13 protein-coding genes, 2 tRNA genes and 1 riboswitch are annotated in these 15022 nt (G+C 40.8%); of the genes, 4 read left to right on the top strand and 11 right to left on the bottom strand.

What is annotated here, in order from left to right; genetic code table 11:
• Positions 1-3: 3 nt before the first annotated feature.
• The 6 genes from ACZ47Z_RS01105 to ACZ47Z_RS01080 form a co-directional block, all read right to left on the bottom strand.
• On the bottom strand, positions 4-1362 hold the full coding sequence (locus ACZ47Z_RS01105; protein ID WP_464525778.1) for a M20 family metallopeptidase: 1359 nt from the start codon (positions 1360-1362) through the stop codon (positions 4-6).
• Positions 1363-1960: 598 nt separating this feature from the next.
• Positions 1961-3325: an MFS transporter gene (locus tag ACZ47Z_RS01100; protein WP_054751863.1), complete on the bottom strand. Its 1365-nt coding sequence runs from the start codon at positions 3323-3325 to the stop codon at positions 1961-1963.
• Positions 3326-3382: 57 nt separating this feature from the next.
• The gene (locus tag ACZ47Z_RS01095; protein WP_015529930.1) at positions 3383-4411 is read right to left on the bottom strand and encodes a zinc-dependent alcohol dehydrogenase; all 1029 of its coding nucleotides are present in this window, start codon (positions 4409-4411) and stop codon (positions 3383-3385) included.
• Between the two features lie 223 nt (positions 4412-4634).
• On the bottom strand, positions 4635-5738 hold the full coding sequence (locus ACZ47Z_RS01090) for an ROK family transcriptional regulator (protein WP_464525777.1): 1104 nt from the start codon (positions 5736-5738) through the stop codon (positions 4635-4637).
• An 80-nt stretch (positions 5739-5818) separates the two neighbouring features.
• Positions 5819-6355 carry a hypothetical protein gene (locus tag ACZ47Z_RS01085; RefSeq protein WP_054751858.1) on the bottom strand — a complete coding sequence of 179 codons (537 nt, stop codon included), beginning with the start codon at positions 6353-6355 and terminating at the stop codon, positions 5819-5821.
• 88 nt (positions 6356-6443) lie between these two features.
• Entirely contained in the window at positions 6444-7640 is a 1197-nt protein-coding gene (locus tag ACZ47Z_RS01080; RefSeq protein WP_117916555.1) for a sirohydrochlorin cobaltochelatase, read from the bottom strand.
• A gap of 163 nt (positions 7641-7803) precedes the next feature.
• A riboswitch (cobalamin riboswitch) is annotated at positions 7804-7992 on the bottom strand.
• A gap of 205 nt (positions 7993-8197) precedes the next feature.
• Here ACZ47Z_RS01080 and ACZ47Z_RS01075 point away from each other — a divergent pair.
• The 4 genes from ACZ47Z_RS01075 to ACZ47Z_RS01060 all read left to right on the top strand — a co-directional run bounded on the left by ACZ47Z_RS01075 (position 8198) and on the right by ACZ47Z_RS01060 (position 9695).
• The gene (locus tag ACZ47Z_RS01075; protein ID WP_020436582.1) at positions 8198-8932 is read left to right on the top strand and encodes an AzlC family ABC transporter permease; all 735 of its coding nucleotides are present in this window, start codon (positions 8198-8200) and stop codon (positions 8930-8932) included.
• A 40-nt stretch (positions 8933-8972) separates the two neighbouring features.
• On the top strand, positions 8973-9278 hold the full coding sequence (locus tag ACZ47Z_RS01070; protein ID WP_054751854.1) for an AzlD domain-containing protein: 306 nt from the start codon (positions 8973-8975) through the stop codon (positions 9276-9278).
• A gap of 237 nt (positions 9279-9515) precedes the next feature.
• Positions 9516-9587 (top strand) — tRNA-Gln (locus tag ACZ47Z_RS01065).
• A gap of 34 nt (positions 9588-9621) precedes the next feature.
• Positions 9622-9695, top strand: a tRNA-Pro gene (locus ACZ47Z_RS01060).
• Positions 9696-10000: 305 nt separating this feature from the next.
• On the opposite strand, the gene dapF is transcribed toward ACZ47Z_RS01060, so the two are convergent.
• The 5 genes from dapF to ACZ47Z_RS01035 all read right to left on the bottom strand — a co-directional run bounded on the left by dapF (position 10001) and on the right by ACZ47Z_RS01035 (position 14982).
• Entirely contained in the window at positions 10001-10831 is an 831-nt protein-coding gene (gene dapF / locus ACZ47Z_RS01055; protein ID WP_020436623.1) for a diaminopimelate epimerase, read from the bottom strand.
• A 90-nt stretch (positions 10832-10921) separates the two neighbouring features.
• Positions 10922-11470, bottom strand: a complete 549-nt coding sequence (locus ACZ47Z_RS01050) for an ANTAR domain-containing response regulator (RefSeq protein ID WP_015529923.1) — start codon at positions 11468-11470, stop codon at positions 10922-10924.
• Positions 11471-11576: 106 nt separating this feature from the next.
• The gene (glnA, locus tag ACZ47Z_RS01045; RefSeq protein WP_117908310.1) at positions 11577-12911 is read right to left on the bottom strand and encodes a type I glutamate--ammonia ligase; all 1335 of its coding nucleotides are present in this window, start codon (positions 12909-12911) and stop codon (positions 11577-11579) included.
• A gap of 114 nt (positions 12912-13025) precedes the next feature.
• Positions 13026-13985, bottom strand: coding sequence for a carbohydrate kinase family protein (locus ACZ47Z_RS01040; RefSeq protein WP_015529921.1), 960 nt, complete (start codon positions 13983-13985; stop codon positions 13026-13028).
• Positions 13986-14034: 49 nt separating this feature from the next.
• Complete coding sequence (locus ACZ47Z_RS01035) at positions 14035-14982, bottom strand: TIGR03943 family putative permease subunit (protein WP_464526037.1); 948 nt, start codon at positions 14980-14982, stop codon at positions 14035-14037.
• Positions 14983-15022: the final 40 nt, after the last annotated feature.

Below are 15022 nucleotides of genomic sequence, written 5' to 3'. Positions count from 1 at the left end.
CTATTAAATTGCAAGCAAGTTCTTAATTGCTTCCATGTAAATCTGTACTGCTTCTTCAACTTCAGATACGAGTGTGTACTCGTCTGCACCGTGGATGCGGTAATCTACGCCCGGTTTCTCCGGTCCGAATGCGATGATATTTTTTAAGGACTTCGCATATGTTCCACCACCGATTACTAACGGTTTGTTCTCTGTATCTCCTGTTACATCTGTATAAGCTTTGTACAGTGCCTCTACAAGTGGAGACTCTTTTGGGAAGAACAATGGTTTTGTAGTTGTGTGGATCTCAATGCGTCCGTTCTCGTCTTCGAGCTTTCCTTCGCACATCTTGAGCATATCTTCTACAGAATATGTTACCGGGAATCTGATATCGATTGTAGCGGAGATCACACCGTCTTCTTTCTTAACGATTCCGTTACAGAATGTAAGCTCTCCAAACTCATCTGCGCATTTCAGTCCGATTCCTGATCCGTCACATGCTGTACCAATGTGTGAGTTATAGAATTCTACGAAATCATCTTCAAATCCGGCTTTTGCAAGACAGTCAAAGATAACACCTGCAGCATTAACTCCAAATGCCGGTGTACTTGCATGTGCAGATACTCCCTTTGCATAAATAGTGATCTTTCCATCTTCCTCTGTTACTTTGTATTCCTGAAGTTTTGTCTCTGCGAAAGCAGCTTCCAGTCTGCCTTTCAGTCCTTCTTCTGCCGGAATCTCTGCTGTACATGCATCACATACGGCATTGAATACAAATCCACCATTGATAGAAATAATCTTTGTATTTTTAGAAGTTGCCAGCATGCCAAGCATACCTTTCTCTCCGTGAATACATGGGTAATTTGCATCCGGTGTAAATCCACAAGATAACTCTTCTGCCACTTCATTATAATGCTCCATACATCTGGAACCATTTTCCTCATTACATCCCATGATCAGACGAACTCTCTTGTTGAGCTTCACACCTGAATCACGAAGAAGCTTCATTGCATAAAGCGCTTCCATAACAGGTCCTTTATCATCTGTTGTTCCACGTCCGTAAACGTAATCTCCTTCTCTTGTCAGCTTGAATGGATCATATGTCCAGTCACCGCCCGCCGGTACGATATCCAGATGTCCTGCGATACCAACGATCTCTTCGCCTTCTCCCATCTCTGCATATCCACAGTAGTTATCCAGATTCACTGTCTTGAATCCGAGCTCATCTGCAATCTGCAGTGCTTCGTGAAGAACCTTTGCCGGTCCCTCTCCAAATGGCATTCCTTCTGCTGGTGTTCCAAGCTGTGAATCTATCGCTACAAGTCTTTCCATATTGCTTAACAATTCTTCTGTTGTTGCATGAATCTTTTCTTTGATATCCATTATTTTCATCCTTCCTTTTTTACCGTTTTCTATCATATGATGCGAGTGTCAAAAGTAAATTTTGACACTCACTGATGTAACCGGATTGCTCCATTGCTATGCAATTCCCGCAATCCTCGAACACCTCAAGCTCCCATAAAATGGTGTGTTCACACCATTTTATTCCGTTTTCGGTGTTCGGCGTGTCAAAAAGTATAAATTGCTTATTTGTGCGAGCACAAACGCAATTTATACTTTTTGACATTTACATCATCATATCATGTATCGTGAAAAATTTCCAGTCTTCCATTAACAAAATTATCGACATTTTGTCTATAATCTGGATTAAACAATTCTTCAGTTTTAGATTATATTCTCTTAATAAATTTTACTTTTCTTTAGCTTTCGTGACACGAGGTGTTCACAATTCTTCCGTATAATAACATCATCAAGTTGATACAAATGAATTACAAAAGTATCATACATAGAAAAGAAGACGGTGATTGTATTAGCGACAGATCTTTTATGATTGCCGGACTTCGACCAAAAATTACGAATAGTTTATATAGATAATGGCCCGGTGCAGTGCACCGGGCCACGTTTTTGTTATTATATTTTCTTAACCTCTTTTTCCATTTTTCAGATCTTCCACGATTTCATTGTAACGTTTTTTATTCAAACGGTAGAAGAACAGAACAACTGCTGTGACAATCCACAAAATTCCTGGAATTGTTGAAAATGCATGTTTCATAACTGCAATCACTTCCGGATTCTGTACCTGATTTGCCACATATCCATATTTACCAAGCAGAGCTGCAAGGAGTGCAGTTCCTATAGCCATTCCGATTTTATTTCCAAGAGAAACAAATGCATACTGGAATCCATCATTTCTAAGTCCTGTTTTCCACTCACCATATTCCACACAATCCGGAATGATCGCATAGATTGCAGTGTTAAATCCTGAAAAGAAGAACTGTGTAATACCCGCCAATGCATAGAATACAATTGGAGATTCTTTTACATTAAAGAAGAACATTGCAAGCATAGCGATTCCTGTAAGTAATGCAAAAACAGATGCTGTTCTTCCTTTATTATTCAACTTGCGGAATACCGGCTGGAAGCAAGCTGCACCGATAATTGAAGGAATAATAATACACATGGAATATGTTGTATAATAGGAAGCATCTCCTTCTACATAAGTGAAATAATATAAAATATCTGCATTTCTTCCATATAATGTGAATCCAAACAGCACCTGTCCAACTAATGCAAGCAGATATGGTCTATTCTGCATAACGGCCTTCAGTTGTACTTTAATGGAGATTTTTTCTTTCTCCGGAATTGTCACCTGCTCTTTTGTCTTTACAAAACAGAAGAAATGACATGCAGCAAAGATGCATCCGTAAATAATTGCAACAAACAGATAACCGTTCTTTACACTGTTGCTTCCAAGCCTGCTGATCAGTGGCACTGTTACGATATTGATGATTCCGATTGCGATCATTGCCGCTACAGAACGAGATGTATTGATCTTGGCACGCTCATCAATATCCTGTGTCATAGCACCGCAAAGTGTTCCATATGGAATGTTTACACAGGTGTATCCTAAGACGAGAAGACAGTATGTAATTACCATGTAAACTATTTTCGATGTATTTGACCAATCTGGGTGCGCCCAGAAAGAGAGGATCAAAAGCGCTGATGTAATCGGTGCTGCCACTAACAGCCATGGACGGTATCTTCCCCATCTTGTGTTTGTTTTATCTGTTAATCCACCTACGATCGGATCATTGATTGCATCCCAGAATCTTGAGAAAAGCATCAATGCTGATACTGCTGCCATACTGATTCCAAATACATCTGTATAGAAAATCATTAAAAAGTTACTGACAAACATCCAGCTAAAGTTACATCCTACATCTCCGAAACCATATGCAATCTTGCTGATCAGAGGCACTTTTCCATTATTGCTCTCGTTTTCCATTAATTACCTCCTAGCCAAAGTTTCTGATAAAACTCTGCTCTCTCTTGATTCGATCTCCTATTTCTCCTGCACATTGATGATTACTTTCATCGTTGTCTCGCGGTTATCATCAATATACTGATATGCTTTCAGATAATCTTTGAATGCAAATGTCTTAGAAATCAATGGTCTTAAATGAACTTTTCCTTCATTTACAAGTTCTATACCATCTACATAATCATCATGACGATACATCATTGTGCTCTTGATATCCAGTTCGTGATCATTTGCAACTGCAAGGTCTACTGTTGCCATTCCCGCAAATACGGCAACAAGAACGATGATACTTCCTTTTCTTGCGTATTTAATTGCCTGTCCCATTGTGATATTATTTCCTGCGCAATCATAGATCACATCTGCCTTGTCAGGACCAAAGGCTTCAACCATTGCCTCTCCAAAGTCCTTCTCCATAGTATTAACGCATACATCAATACCACATTCTTTTGCCTTATCCAGACGAAGGTCGCTGACATCTGTGATCATTACCTTTGCGGCGCCCATTCCTTTTGCTGCCTGTGCAACCAGGTTACCGATCGGTCCTGCACCAAGAACTGCAATATTCAATCCCTTTACATCTCCTACCTGCTTCACTCCATGCACTGCAACTGCCAGAGGCTCGATCATGGCACCTTCTTCATAAGACATATCTTCCGGAATCGGTGTTACTTTAGAGGCATCTACTGCAAAATATTCTGAAGCTGTTCCTGTTGTCTGGAATCCCATAACCTTAAGTTCCTCACAAAGGTTATATTTTCCATGGCGGCACGGATAACACTGTCCGCAGTAAACCTGTGGCTCGATCGTAACTTTCTGTCCTTCATGAAATTCTGTAACATCTTTTCCGACCTTGGCAATCTCACCGGATACCTCATGTCCCTGAGTCACCGGGTATTTTGTAAATGGATGCTTTCCATGATATACGTGAATATCAGATCCACAGATTCCAATATTCATAATCTTAACCAGTACCTGATCATCTTTCACTTCCGGAACCGGTACCTCTCTGAAAATAATTTCTCCCGGGTTTGTCATTACCTGCTGTAACATAATGTTTTCCTCCTTTATTGAATATCTTTTATTAAATGTTTTATTAAAGTAATTACATTATTGTTCAGGAAATGTATTTTGTCAATATGTTATTGTTCAATTCTGCCTATTGCACAAGATTTCGCTATAATTTTTATGCACTTTGCGCAAAAAAATCCAGGGAAGAAATATGTATTAAAAATGTTTCTTCTCTGGATTTTCTAACTTTCCATCATTCTGATCGTTATAATGTTTTAATAAAAGCCTGCAAATAATGTTTTGCCACACCAACTGCCGAGGCTTCTCTCTTATATGAACAAACTTTCAGGTATCTCGCATCATGCTCAAATCCATTATATTCCATTACTTTTTTCCCTAAGGTTATCATATGATCTGCAAGATATCCCCCTACTTCTCCTCCAAGAATAATATCCATATCATATGCCATTCTCAGATTTGAAATAAGGATTGCCAGATTATTAAGATACTCTTTCCAAACCTTCACAGCCTGTCCGTCCTTCTCTTCCACCTTCTTCATAAACTGTTCCAGTGTCTCTTTGGTGTCATCTGTCAGCACGCTCGCCGCACAGTAAGCATCCGCACAGCCTTGTTTTCCGCAATAACATTTCTTTCCGCCCGGAACAAGGATCATATGTCCAAATTCTCCGGCTTTCTGATTCGCTCCCGGAATCAATTTCCCGTCAATGCAAAATGCTCCCCCGAGTGTGTTATTCAATGAAAGATACAATGCATTTCTATAGTTATTTAAATCCTCTGCCATCATTGCCGCATTGGCATCATTTTCAAAATAAACCGGAAGTGAAAAGATCTGTTCCAAAAAGCTTAAACTATAATTCTCCAATTGGAGCGCATGAGATTTGATCAGCATTCGTTCTTTCGAATTAACAATTCCCGGAATTGAAATTCCGATTCCCAAGATTCGTTCTCTGTGTTCTACATCTGAAAGAAATCTTTCCAATGCTTCGCTCAATTGTAAGTAGTAAGCGGCCTCTGTTGAAAATTCTAAGCGGATCCTTTCATATTTCTCTATCTCATAGCTCAAATTCACAAGTACAAATCCTGCATGCTTCGCAGTGATCCTTATCCCAACCGCATAACGGTACGCTGGATTAATACTGATTCGTTTTGCTTTTCGCCCGCCTGTAGATTCATATTCTCCGGTTTCAACCGCAATTCCATTAGCCAAAAGCTCATTCACATTCGACAATACAGTCGGCATACTAAGATTGAGATCCTTCGACAATTCCACTTTAGACGTTGCTTCGTGATTTATAATATAATTTACTATTTTTGATTTTGTAATATTTCTCTTTTCCGCTCCAGCCATATCCAAGGCTCCTTTTATAAATTATTTTATAAAAGTATCTTATCCCTTCTTTGCCGCTTTGTAAAGATTACAAATGCATTTTATTCTTCTACTTCCACCGGATTTGTCACGCTGACCTTGTGATCATACCATGTTCCCTTTTTTCCGATCAATGCAAGATCAAATTCTTTGTCCAGTGCCGGAACCGGAACGTCGAATCCATAGACCTCATCAGATGTTCCATCGCTGTAATTAATAGTATCTGTTGTAGGCTGAAGCAGTTCTGCGCCGTCCTTCTGTGCATCCTCGGCAGTTCCTTCGAACAGATTGACAATATTTTTAGACACCAGACTGATATGAATTGTCATTTTCCCATCCTCTACTGTCAGTGTTCCTTTTCCATCCATTGCTTCATTCACATGGAACATAGAGCTGTCTGTTTGGAACTCTGCTGTATATGTTCCGTCTTCCAGTGCTGCCTGTTCATCTTCTGCCTTATCTGCAGAATCCTCTTTTGTATCCGCCTGTTCTGTTTGTGCTTTTCCACTGTCTTTAGCCTCTGTGCTATTTCCACATCCTGTAAATACAGATGCGATCATAGAAACAGAAACCAATACCATTAATAACTTCTTTTTCATCTAAATCCTTCCTTTCATTGATTCAAAAAAGGTCATGCAATTCCTTTTTCTCTGAACAAGCATGACCTTCTCAATATCTTCTTACAAATTACTCTGCATCAATTGCAGCCTGTGTATGTGCTACATACAGCTGCTGGATTGCCTGGATCTCTCCTAAACCTGCAATCTGAGTATCAATGCTGTCAAATGCTCCTGATGCCTCAAACTGGCTCTTCCAGGAATCATCGTCATCTCCGGCCATATCGTTGTTCGCATGGTCTCCTGCAACAACCATCAGCGGACGAAGGATTACTTTCTTATATCCTGCTTCTTTCAGTTTCTCGATCACTGCCTCGCAGGATGTATCTTCCGGCTCACCCTCTACAGTTCCGATAAATACATTGTCATATCCAAGCTGTTCCATCTGTGTCTGCATCTGAGAATAACTTACCTTTGCAGTATGAGATGTACCATGTCCCATGAATACAAATGCTGTTCCGTCTTCTTTTACTGCATCCAGACTGTCAAATCCTGCATCTTTAACAGCCTCTGCTGTGATTGCTTCTGCTACTGCTGCCTTGTCTGCATTGATAACAGTTGCATCAGCTCCAACTTCTCCGAGAAGTGGCTCTGCAATCTTAACAGATTCAAACTTATCTTTATATCCCTCTAATGCTGCTGTAAGTTCATCATATTCTGCTCCATGCATCAGATGTGTCGGCTGTACAACAAGGTTCTTCACTCCATTGTCTACAGCTCTCTGCAATGCCTGATCCACATTGTCGATCTTCTCGCCATCACGGGCCTGTACGTGATTGATGATGATCTGTGCTGTAAATGCTCTTCTTACAGACCAGTCCGGATAAGCTGCCTGAACTGCCTTCTCAATACCACCGATATCTGTCGCACGGCTGTCATTAAAGGATGTTCCAAAACTTACTACAAGGATTTCATTTTCACCGATTTCATCAGCGTTGAGCGGATCATCCTTGGATGCATCTCCTGTATCTCTTCCGAAATAATCCGGATCCGCATTCTCTCCCTCAACAAGTTCTTTCTGTGCATCTGTCAGTGCATCCCATGCTTCTTTCGCTGCTTTACACTGCTCATCTGTCTTGTCTGTTCTTTCCTGAACATAAATGTCATCAATCAGCTTCGCAACTTTATCTGCTGCTTCCTGATCACTGTCCTGTTTAGACTCTGTCTTTGTTGTGTCAGTGTTGTTGTCGCCCTTTGATCCACATCCTGCAATCATGGACACACTAAGTGTTGCTGCCAGTAAAACCATTAATACTTTCTTTTTCATTGTCATCCTCCTGATTTCTTATTCTCAGAAATGAAAACACCCTCGAATCAAACGAGGGTACGCAAAGAAAAACCGGTGATCATTTACAATCTATCTGTAAATAATTACTGCAGTCTAAATCATTTCCTTTCGTACGGCCAATTCCTCGTGGCATGAATTCTTCATTCCTGTACTGCGAAAGGCAGGTCTCCCGGCTGATCGTTCAAATGCTTCTGCTTCACCTTCCCGGTCTCCCAGTGGTCTCAAAACACAAGCTCACGAAATACGGTGACGAGTTCGTACAGGATTCTCACCTGTTTCCCTTTTCACCAGTCCAGATTTTCCACGTCGTTCCTCTGATCATTCATAATCAGAACGCCATCATCCATCTGACTGACACCTCACGCATCTGTATTAAATTATATGTTACAACGGGGTCATTCTATCACACTTACACAAATGCGTCAAGAAATGTTATAAATTGGAGGATTTGGCCTCATTTCCGACTTTGATTTCCTCAGCAAAAATGATACAATATCCCTCAGAGACAAAATTTGTAACTAAGGTGGTTTATTATTATGAAAGAATCTAATAGCCAGGCATTTCGTCGTGGTTTTCGCGATGGAATTCCGATCGGACTTGGATATCTTGCGGTCTCCTTTTCAATCGGTATTGCCGCAAGAAATATCGGCCTGAATGCATTTCAGGGATTCCTTATGAGTCTGTTAAATAATGCATCTGCCGGAGAGTATGCCGGACTGACTGTAATTGCTGCAAACTCTCCTTATATTGAGGTCGCAATTGTCACATTGATCACGAATGCGCGTTATCTTCTGATGAGCTGTGCCATGAGTCAGCGTTTGAGTCCCGACCTTTCGTTAGGACACCGTCTGCTGATGAGTTATGATATCACAGACGAACTTTTTGGAATTGCGATCAGCAGACCCGGTACTTTAAACCCTTATTATACCTATGGCGCGATGGTAACTCCGCTTCCGGGCTGGGCTTTTGGAACTATGCTCGGTGTCATTGCCGGAAATATCATGTCACCGCGTATGGTCAGTGCATTTAGTGTTGCCCTCTTTGGAATGTTTATCGCTATCATCATTCCTCCTTCGAAGCAGAATAAAGTCGTTGCGGGACTGGTTACTCTTGCATTTATCTCAAGCTTCGCAGCAACTTGCCTGCCTTGGATCTCCACTCTGTCGGATGGTACCAGAACAATTATACTGACCGTTGTACTTTCAGCCGGAGCAGCATTCTTCTTCCCTATACCGACAGAAGATGAAACTTCAGCTTCAACTAAGCAATAATAAAAACGTAACTGTTCAGTTACTCAAAAGGAATAAAATTATGACACACAATATTTATATTTATATTCTTATCATGGGCGGTATCTCTTATTTAATCCGCGTACTGCCGATGACCTTGATTCGAAAACCTTTGAAGAACCAGTTTCTTCAGTCCTTTCTATACTATGTACCTTATGTCACACTAGCAGTAATGACATTCCCGGCGATCCTTCATGCCACACAGTCTCCAATCTCCGGAGTTCTCGCTCTCGTTGTTGGAGTTGTAGCCGCATGGTGTGGTGCAGGACTGCTGCCGGTCGCAGTTCTTTGCTGCGTAGTTGTATTTATTGCAGAGCTTTTCTTGTAGAGTGATCTTATAGATTTTAGTAACTGTCGATGCCCTTTTTTCTGCCATTGATGCTTTTTTCGCTACCATCGATACCCTTTTTCGTTTGGCGAAATGAATTTTCTTAATTTTCTGACATTTAAGACAATTTCTTTAAAAAGTCTAACGCAAAAATATAAAAAAAGGGGTTGCATTTTTCTGTAGCTTTGATATAATAACCATGTTGTTTGAAACAAGCAACAAACAAAACTCAAGTAATGCGGAATGGTGTAATTGGCAGCACAGCAGACTCTGACTCTGTTAGTAGGGGTTCAAGTCCCTTTTCCGTAGCTGGGAATTTGCTTCGGCAAGTTCCCTATTTTATCGGAGTGTGGCTCAGTTTGGTAGAGCGCTACGTTCGGGACGTAGAGGTCGCAAGTTCGAATCTTGTCACTCCGATGTTTTAAGAGATTACAATTTGTAATCTCTTTTTTTTGTTGTATAATCTATCTATACTTGCACAGAATGCAATTTGTTGGGCGCAAGTAAAGTGAGAATATGATTCGGTGACTATTAATTCCAAAATCTCTAATTCAGTCAGTCATAAAACCAGAAGTTGTATCCAGGTTTTAAAATTCTCAAAAACAGGTCAATAAAATAGTAAGATGTGTTGACTAAAAACCCCAAAAATGAAATATTAGTCAACACATCTCTATATATACTTGACTATGAATACAAAAATCGAAAATCTAGTCAACACTTCTTTATTTCAGCTCCCCATCAAATACAACGGTTGCCGGTCCTGTCATATAAACTGTGTTCTTCTCCTGATCCCACTGAATCTCCAAATCTCCGCCAAGAAGCTTTACAGTTACTTCATCTTCTGTCAATCCATTCAGAATACAGGAAACAGCTACAGCACATGCTCCTGTTCCGCAGGCAAGTGTCTCCGCAGATCCTCTCTCCCAAACACGCATCTGTACAGTATGTCTATCCAGTACTTTTACAAACTCTGTGTTCACACGTCTTGGAAATCTCTCATGGCTTTCGAATTTTGGTCCGATTTCTTCAATCGGAAGATTATCAACATCATCTACATAAACAACTGCGTGCGGATTTCCCATAGACACGCAAGTCATATGATATTCTTTTCCATCCACAAGAATCGGTTCATCTACAGCTTTATCTCCCTCAGCCACAACCGGAATTTCTGCCGGTGTCAAGATTGGGCTTCCCATATCAACTCGAACCTTCGCAACTTTTCCATTTTCTACGAAAAGCTGAAGTGTTTTGATTCCTGCTAAAGTCTCAACTGTAATCTCTGTTTTGTCAGTCAGGCCGTAATCATACATATATTTTCCAACACAGCGAACTCCATTTCCACACATTTCTCCTCTAGAGCCATCCGCATTATACATGGCCATCTCACAGTCTGCCACTTCCGACGGACAGATCAGGATCAATCCATCAGATCCTATTCCAAAATGTCTGTCACTCACCTGGATTGCCAACGCTGATGGATCTTCTACCTTCTCTTCAAAACAGTTTACATACACATAATCATTTCCAATTCCCTGCATTTTTGTAAATTTCATTCTCTTCTCCGTTCCACTGTCATCACTGACAGTCCTCTCATTTGTTATTGTTTACAGCACTTCTTATTCGTTACTGTTAACAGCTGCCTCTTATTCATTCATAATTGTCAGCACCATCTGTGCTGTTTCGAGCATATTAGTCCCACTTTCCATACTGCTCTTCTGTAAATATCGATGTGCTTCCTCTTCTGACATGTTATTTCGTTCTATCAGAAGCGCTTTCGCCTGATCGATTATCTTTCTCTGAGAATCGTCTCTCTTTCGTATCGTTTCTCTGCGCTTTCTTCTCTTCCTACTCTGTGTCTGCTGAATCATTTCAACGGTATTTACCAAATCATAAACTTTGATTGGGAGTGGAAGTCCTACAACCCCATCCGGCAGTCCATCCATCCACTTATCCGCTGAAGCCACCAAAAGCATGTCAAACGTATCCGGAAGAGATTCTCGTAAATCTGTATACTGCATATCTTGAAACCGATAACCACACACGACAATTCCATCGTTCCAGTTATCAGCATACTGCAAAACCTTAGCTCCTGTCAAACATACCGCAGATACTTCAATACCCGCACGAACCAAACTATTACGGATATTTACTGCATTTTCCCTCTTTGGAAAAACGACAATAATGTTGCTCATATCTGCTCACCTCTTCCGCTAACTACTCTTCTATCAATCTGTTTTCTCTAAAATGTTCTATACTAACATATGCGATCTCTAAATGCCCAATGCCAGGATACCCGAACTACAGCCTGTAAAGATAATGATTAATCTCCCAGTCTGTCACCTGCATACAATATTCTTTATATTCTTTCTTATTTGCTTTTATGATCTTCTCGGCAAGCTCTTTCCCTAATACGCTGATCAGCAGTTCATCTTTCTCAAGCTCTGCTGTAGCAGCCCCAAGCGTTCTCGGCAGTTCTTCCACTTGAAGTTCATCTCTTCTTTCCTGCGTCATCTTCTGAATATTTTCATCAATATTCTTCGGAGGCATAATCTGATTCTTAATTCCGTCCACCCCGGCTTTCAGAAGTACTGCAAGCGCCAGATATGGATTCGCCGTAGCATCCGGACTACGAAGTTCCAGTCTTGAATTGTCTTCTTTCTCCATAGACACACGAATCAAAGGTCCTCTTGTCTTAGCTGACCATCCCATATAAACAGGTGCTTCATACCCCGGCACAAAACGTTTATACGAATTGATCGTTGGATTTGTAATACAGGTGATTGCCTTCATATGTTTCATCAAGCCACCAATAAAATAATATCCTTCCTGGCTGAGTCCATTCTCATCCTCTGCGTTATAAAGTGCATTTGTTCCATCGTTTTTATATAAAGACAAATTAATGTGCATTCCTGACCCATAAGTCTCACTCTTCGGCTTTGGCATAAATGTCGCGTGCAGACCGTGTCGTTTTGCGATTGTCTTGACAACCATCTTAAATGTCATCAGATTATCTGCTGTAATCATCGCCTCATCGTAGTGAAAGTCGATTTCATGTTGCGCCGGCGCAATCTCATGATGTGAGGAAATAATCTCAAACCCCATATCTTCTAATGTTAAGATCATATCTCTTCTCGCATTTTCTCCAAGATCCAATGGCCCTACATCAAAATATCCTCCCTGCTCGTGAGTTACTGTTGTCGGTCTACCGTCATCATCTGTATGGAAAAGAAAGAACTCGCATTCCGGGCCGACATTCATCGTATATCCCATCTCTTTCGCCTCAGCAACAGCCTTTCTGAGTACATAACGCGGATCGCCTTCATACGGTGTTCCATCTTTTTTATACACATCACAGATCAGTCTTGCAACTTTTCCCTGCTGTGGTCTCCATGGAAAGATTTCAAATGTACTCAAATCCGGATATAAATACATATCTGATTCTTCCTCATCTGCAACCCCTTCCAAGGAAGAAACATCAAACATACAGCGGTTATCCAATGCTTTTTCAAGCTGTCCTACTGTTACCGCCATATTTTTCATCGTTCCAAAAATATCTGTAAACTGCAATCTGATGAAAGCGACATCTTCTTCCTCTACTATGTGAAAAATATCATCTCTTGTATAGTTATGCATTATTTTTCGACCTCCTTTATCATAAACTGATACGATAAAAGGGCGTTCTCCACCTAAGTTGGAAACGCCCTTGTTTCTGTGTTACATTATAATGATTGACTGTTTTCTTGTCAATTATTTCTGAATCAGTTCAAGAACTTCTTCTTTTACAGGCATTGCTTTGATCGCACCCTTCTTTGTTGTTACAAGTGCTGCTGCCGCATTCGCAAATGTCAGCATCTCTCCTAACTGTTCCTCTGTCAGATTCTCAAAATCATGATCAACCAGATAATTCAAAGAACTTCCACAGAAAGTATCTCCTGCACCGGTTGTCTCAATTGCTTTCACTGAAAATCCGGGTCTCTCTACGCGCATGCCTTTGTAATAAGCTCTGCTTCCGTCTTTTCCCATAGTCAGAAGAATCAGCGGAATATTGTATGTCTCCTGCAGATATGCGATTCCCTCATCATAGTCTTCCTTACCGGATACAAACTGAATTTCATTATCAGAGATCTTCAGGATATCACATTTTCCAAATCCATACTCCATCTGCTCTTTTGCAAGATCAAGAGAACTCCACAGCGGCGGTCTCAGATTTGGATCAAAGGATACAAGGCAACCATTTGCTTTTGCTGTTTCTACCGCTTTCTTTGTTGCTTCACGCACACCTTCATGTGTCATAGAAAGTGTTCCGAAATGAAAGACTTTTGTATCTTTTACTACTTCTGGATTCACTTCATCTGCTGTAAGCATCATATCTGCTCCCGGATTACGATAAAATGAGAACTCTCTGTCTCCATCTGGGAATGTATGTACAAACGCAAGTGTTGTATTCACATTTTCGTCAACCATCAGATTAGAGGCATCGATTCCGGCTTCCGTAATCGTATCTCTTAATAACGCTCCAAACTGATCTTTTCCAACTTTTCCTATAAATGCTGTCTTCTTTCCCATCTTGTTCAGAAGTGCCAGCACATTACACGGTGCACCTCCCGGGCAAGCCTCAAACATATTGTTTCCCTGCTCGCTTTGTCCATTCATTGTAAAATCAATCAGAAGCTCTCCTAATGCGATTACATCATACTTCTTTGCCATGAAGTTCTCCTCCTATTTCTTGTTTTATTACTTTGTCTTATTGCTTGTCTTAATTAAAATATACTAACTCTTCAATTGGTTCTGCAGGCTCAATATTCTCTGCCTCAAGCACCGGTCCTTCTCCGCCGTATACGGACAGATTCGCATAACGCACTTTTGCACGAATTTTTACCCAGTCTCCCGCATTCAGCTTCGGCGCATAAGCGCTTCTGCAAACATATCCAAGGAAAGATGTATCATCTGCACAGCAAGTCATTGCCATACGCCCCGGATAGAATACCTTAGACGGAAATGCTTTTGGTTTCATAACCTTTGCAACAAATTCTACAATTTTTCCTTTATAGCGCTCCGGATGCTCCTGCATATCAATATACCAGATACCATAATCTTCTCTTGGAATCTCAATCACAGGTGCTTTGAGATCATATGGTACTTCGTCTTCAAAGATATTGTCTACCTCACCGTTCTCATCCTCAAAGATTACTTCTGCCTGAGGGCTTACAACCTTAACACTTCTGCGGTATCCTGCCAACGGTTTCTTATCCTCGCAACGGTTGAACAGAACAAGCTCTGCGCCCTTTACCATCTCTACAAACAGTGGTTTTAAGTTTGTCAGATACATCTGAAAAGTACTTGCATCTACCGTTGTGATCTTCTGCTCAATAGCCCAGCCTGCCGGAAGCTTCATCTTCTCAAATTCACTCACCTGCCACATACCGTTATACTCGATAACCACACGTTCCGGCTTGTGCTTCTTATTCATCTCTTCCAGCCATTCTTCTGTCAGATCTTCTTTATCTTCTACAGTCTCAATAATGACACCATACTTCAGCAATTCTCTCGGATCATACTCTTCTTCTCCCTCTTCACAAAGAATCAGAAGTGTCTTACCGTCGATCTGGAAGTAGTCCTGTGACAATGTAAAATTCAGAAACTGTGTCTTTCCACTATCAAGAAAACCTGTCATCAGATAAACCATAACATCTGGCTCTTTCATCATATCTATCTCCATTCCGTCTCCCTTTCGCAGAAGACAT

The sequence above is a fragment of the Mediterraneibacter faecis genome (assembly GCF_055383675.1).
This window is presented reverse-complemented; position numbering and strand designations above follow the sequence as displayed.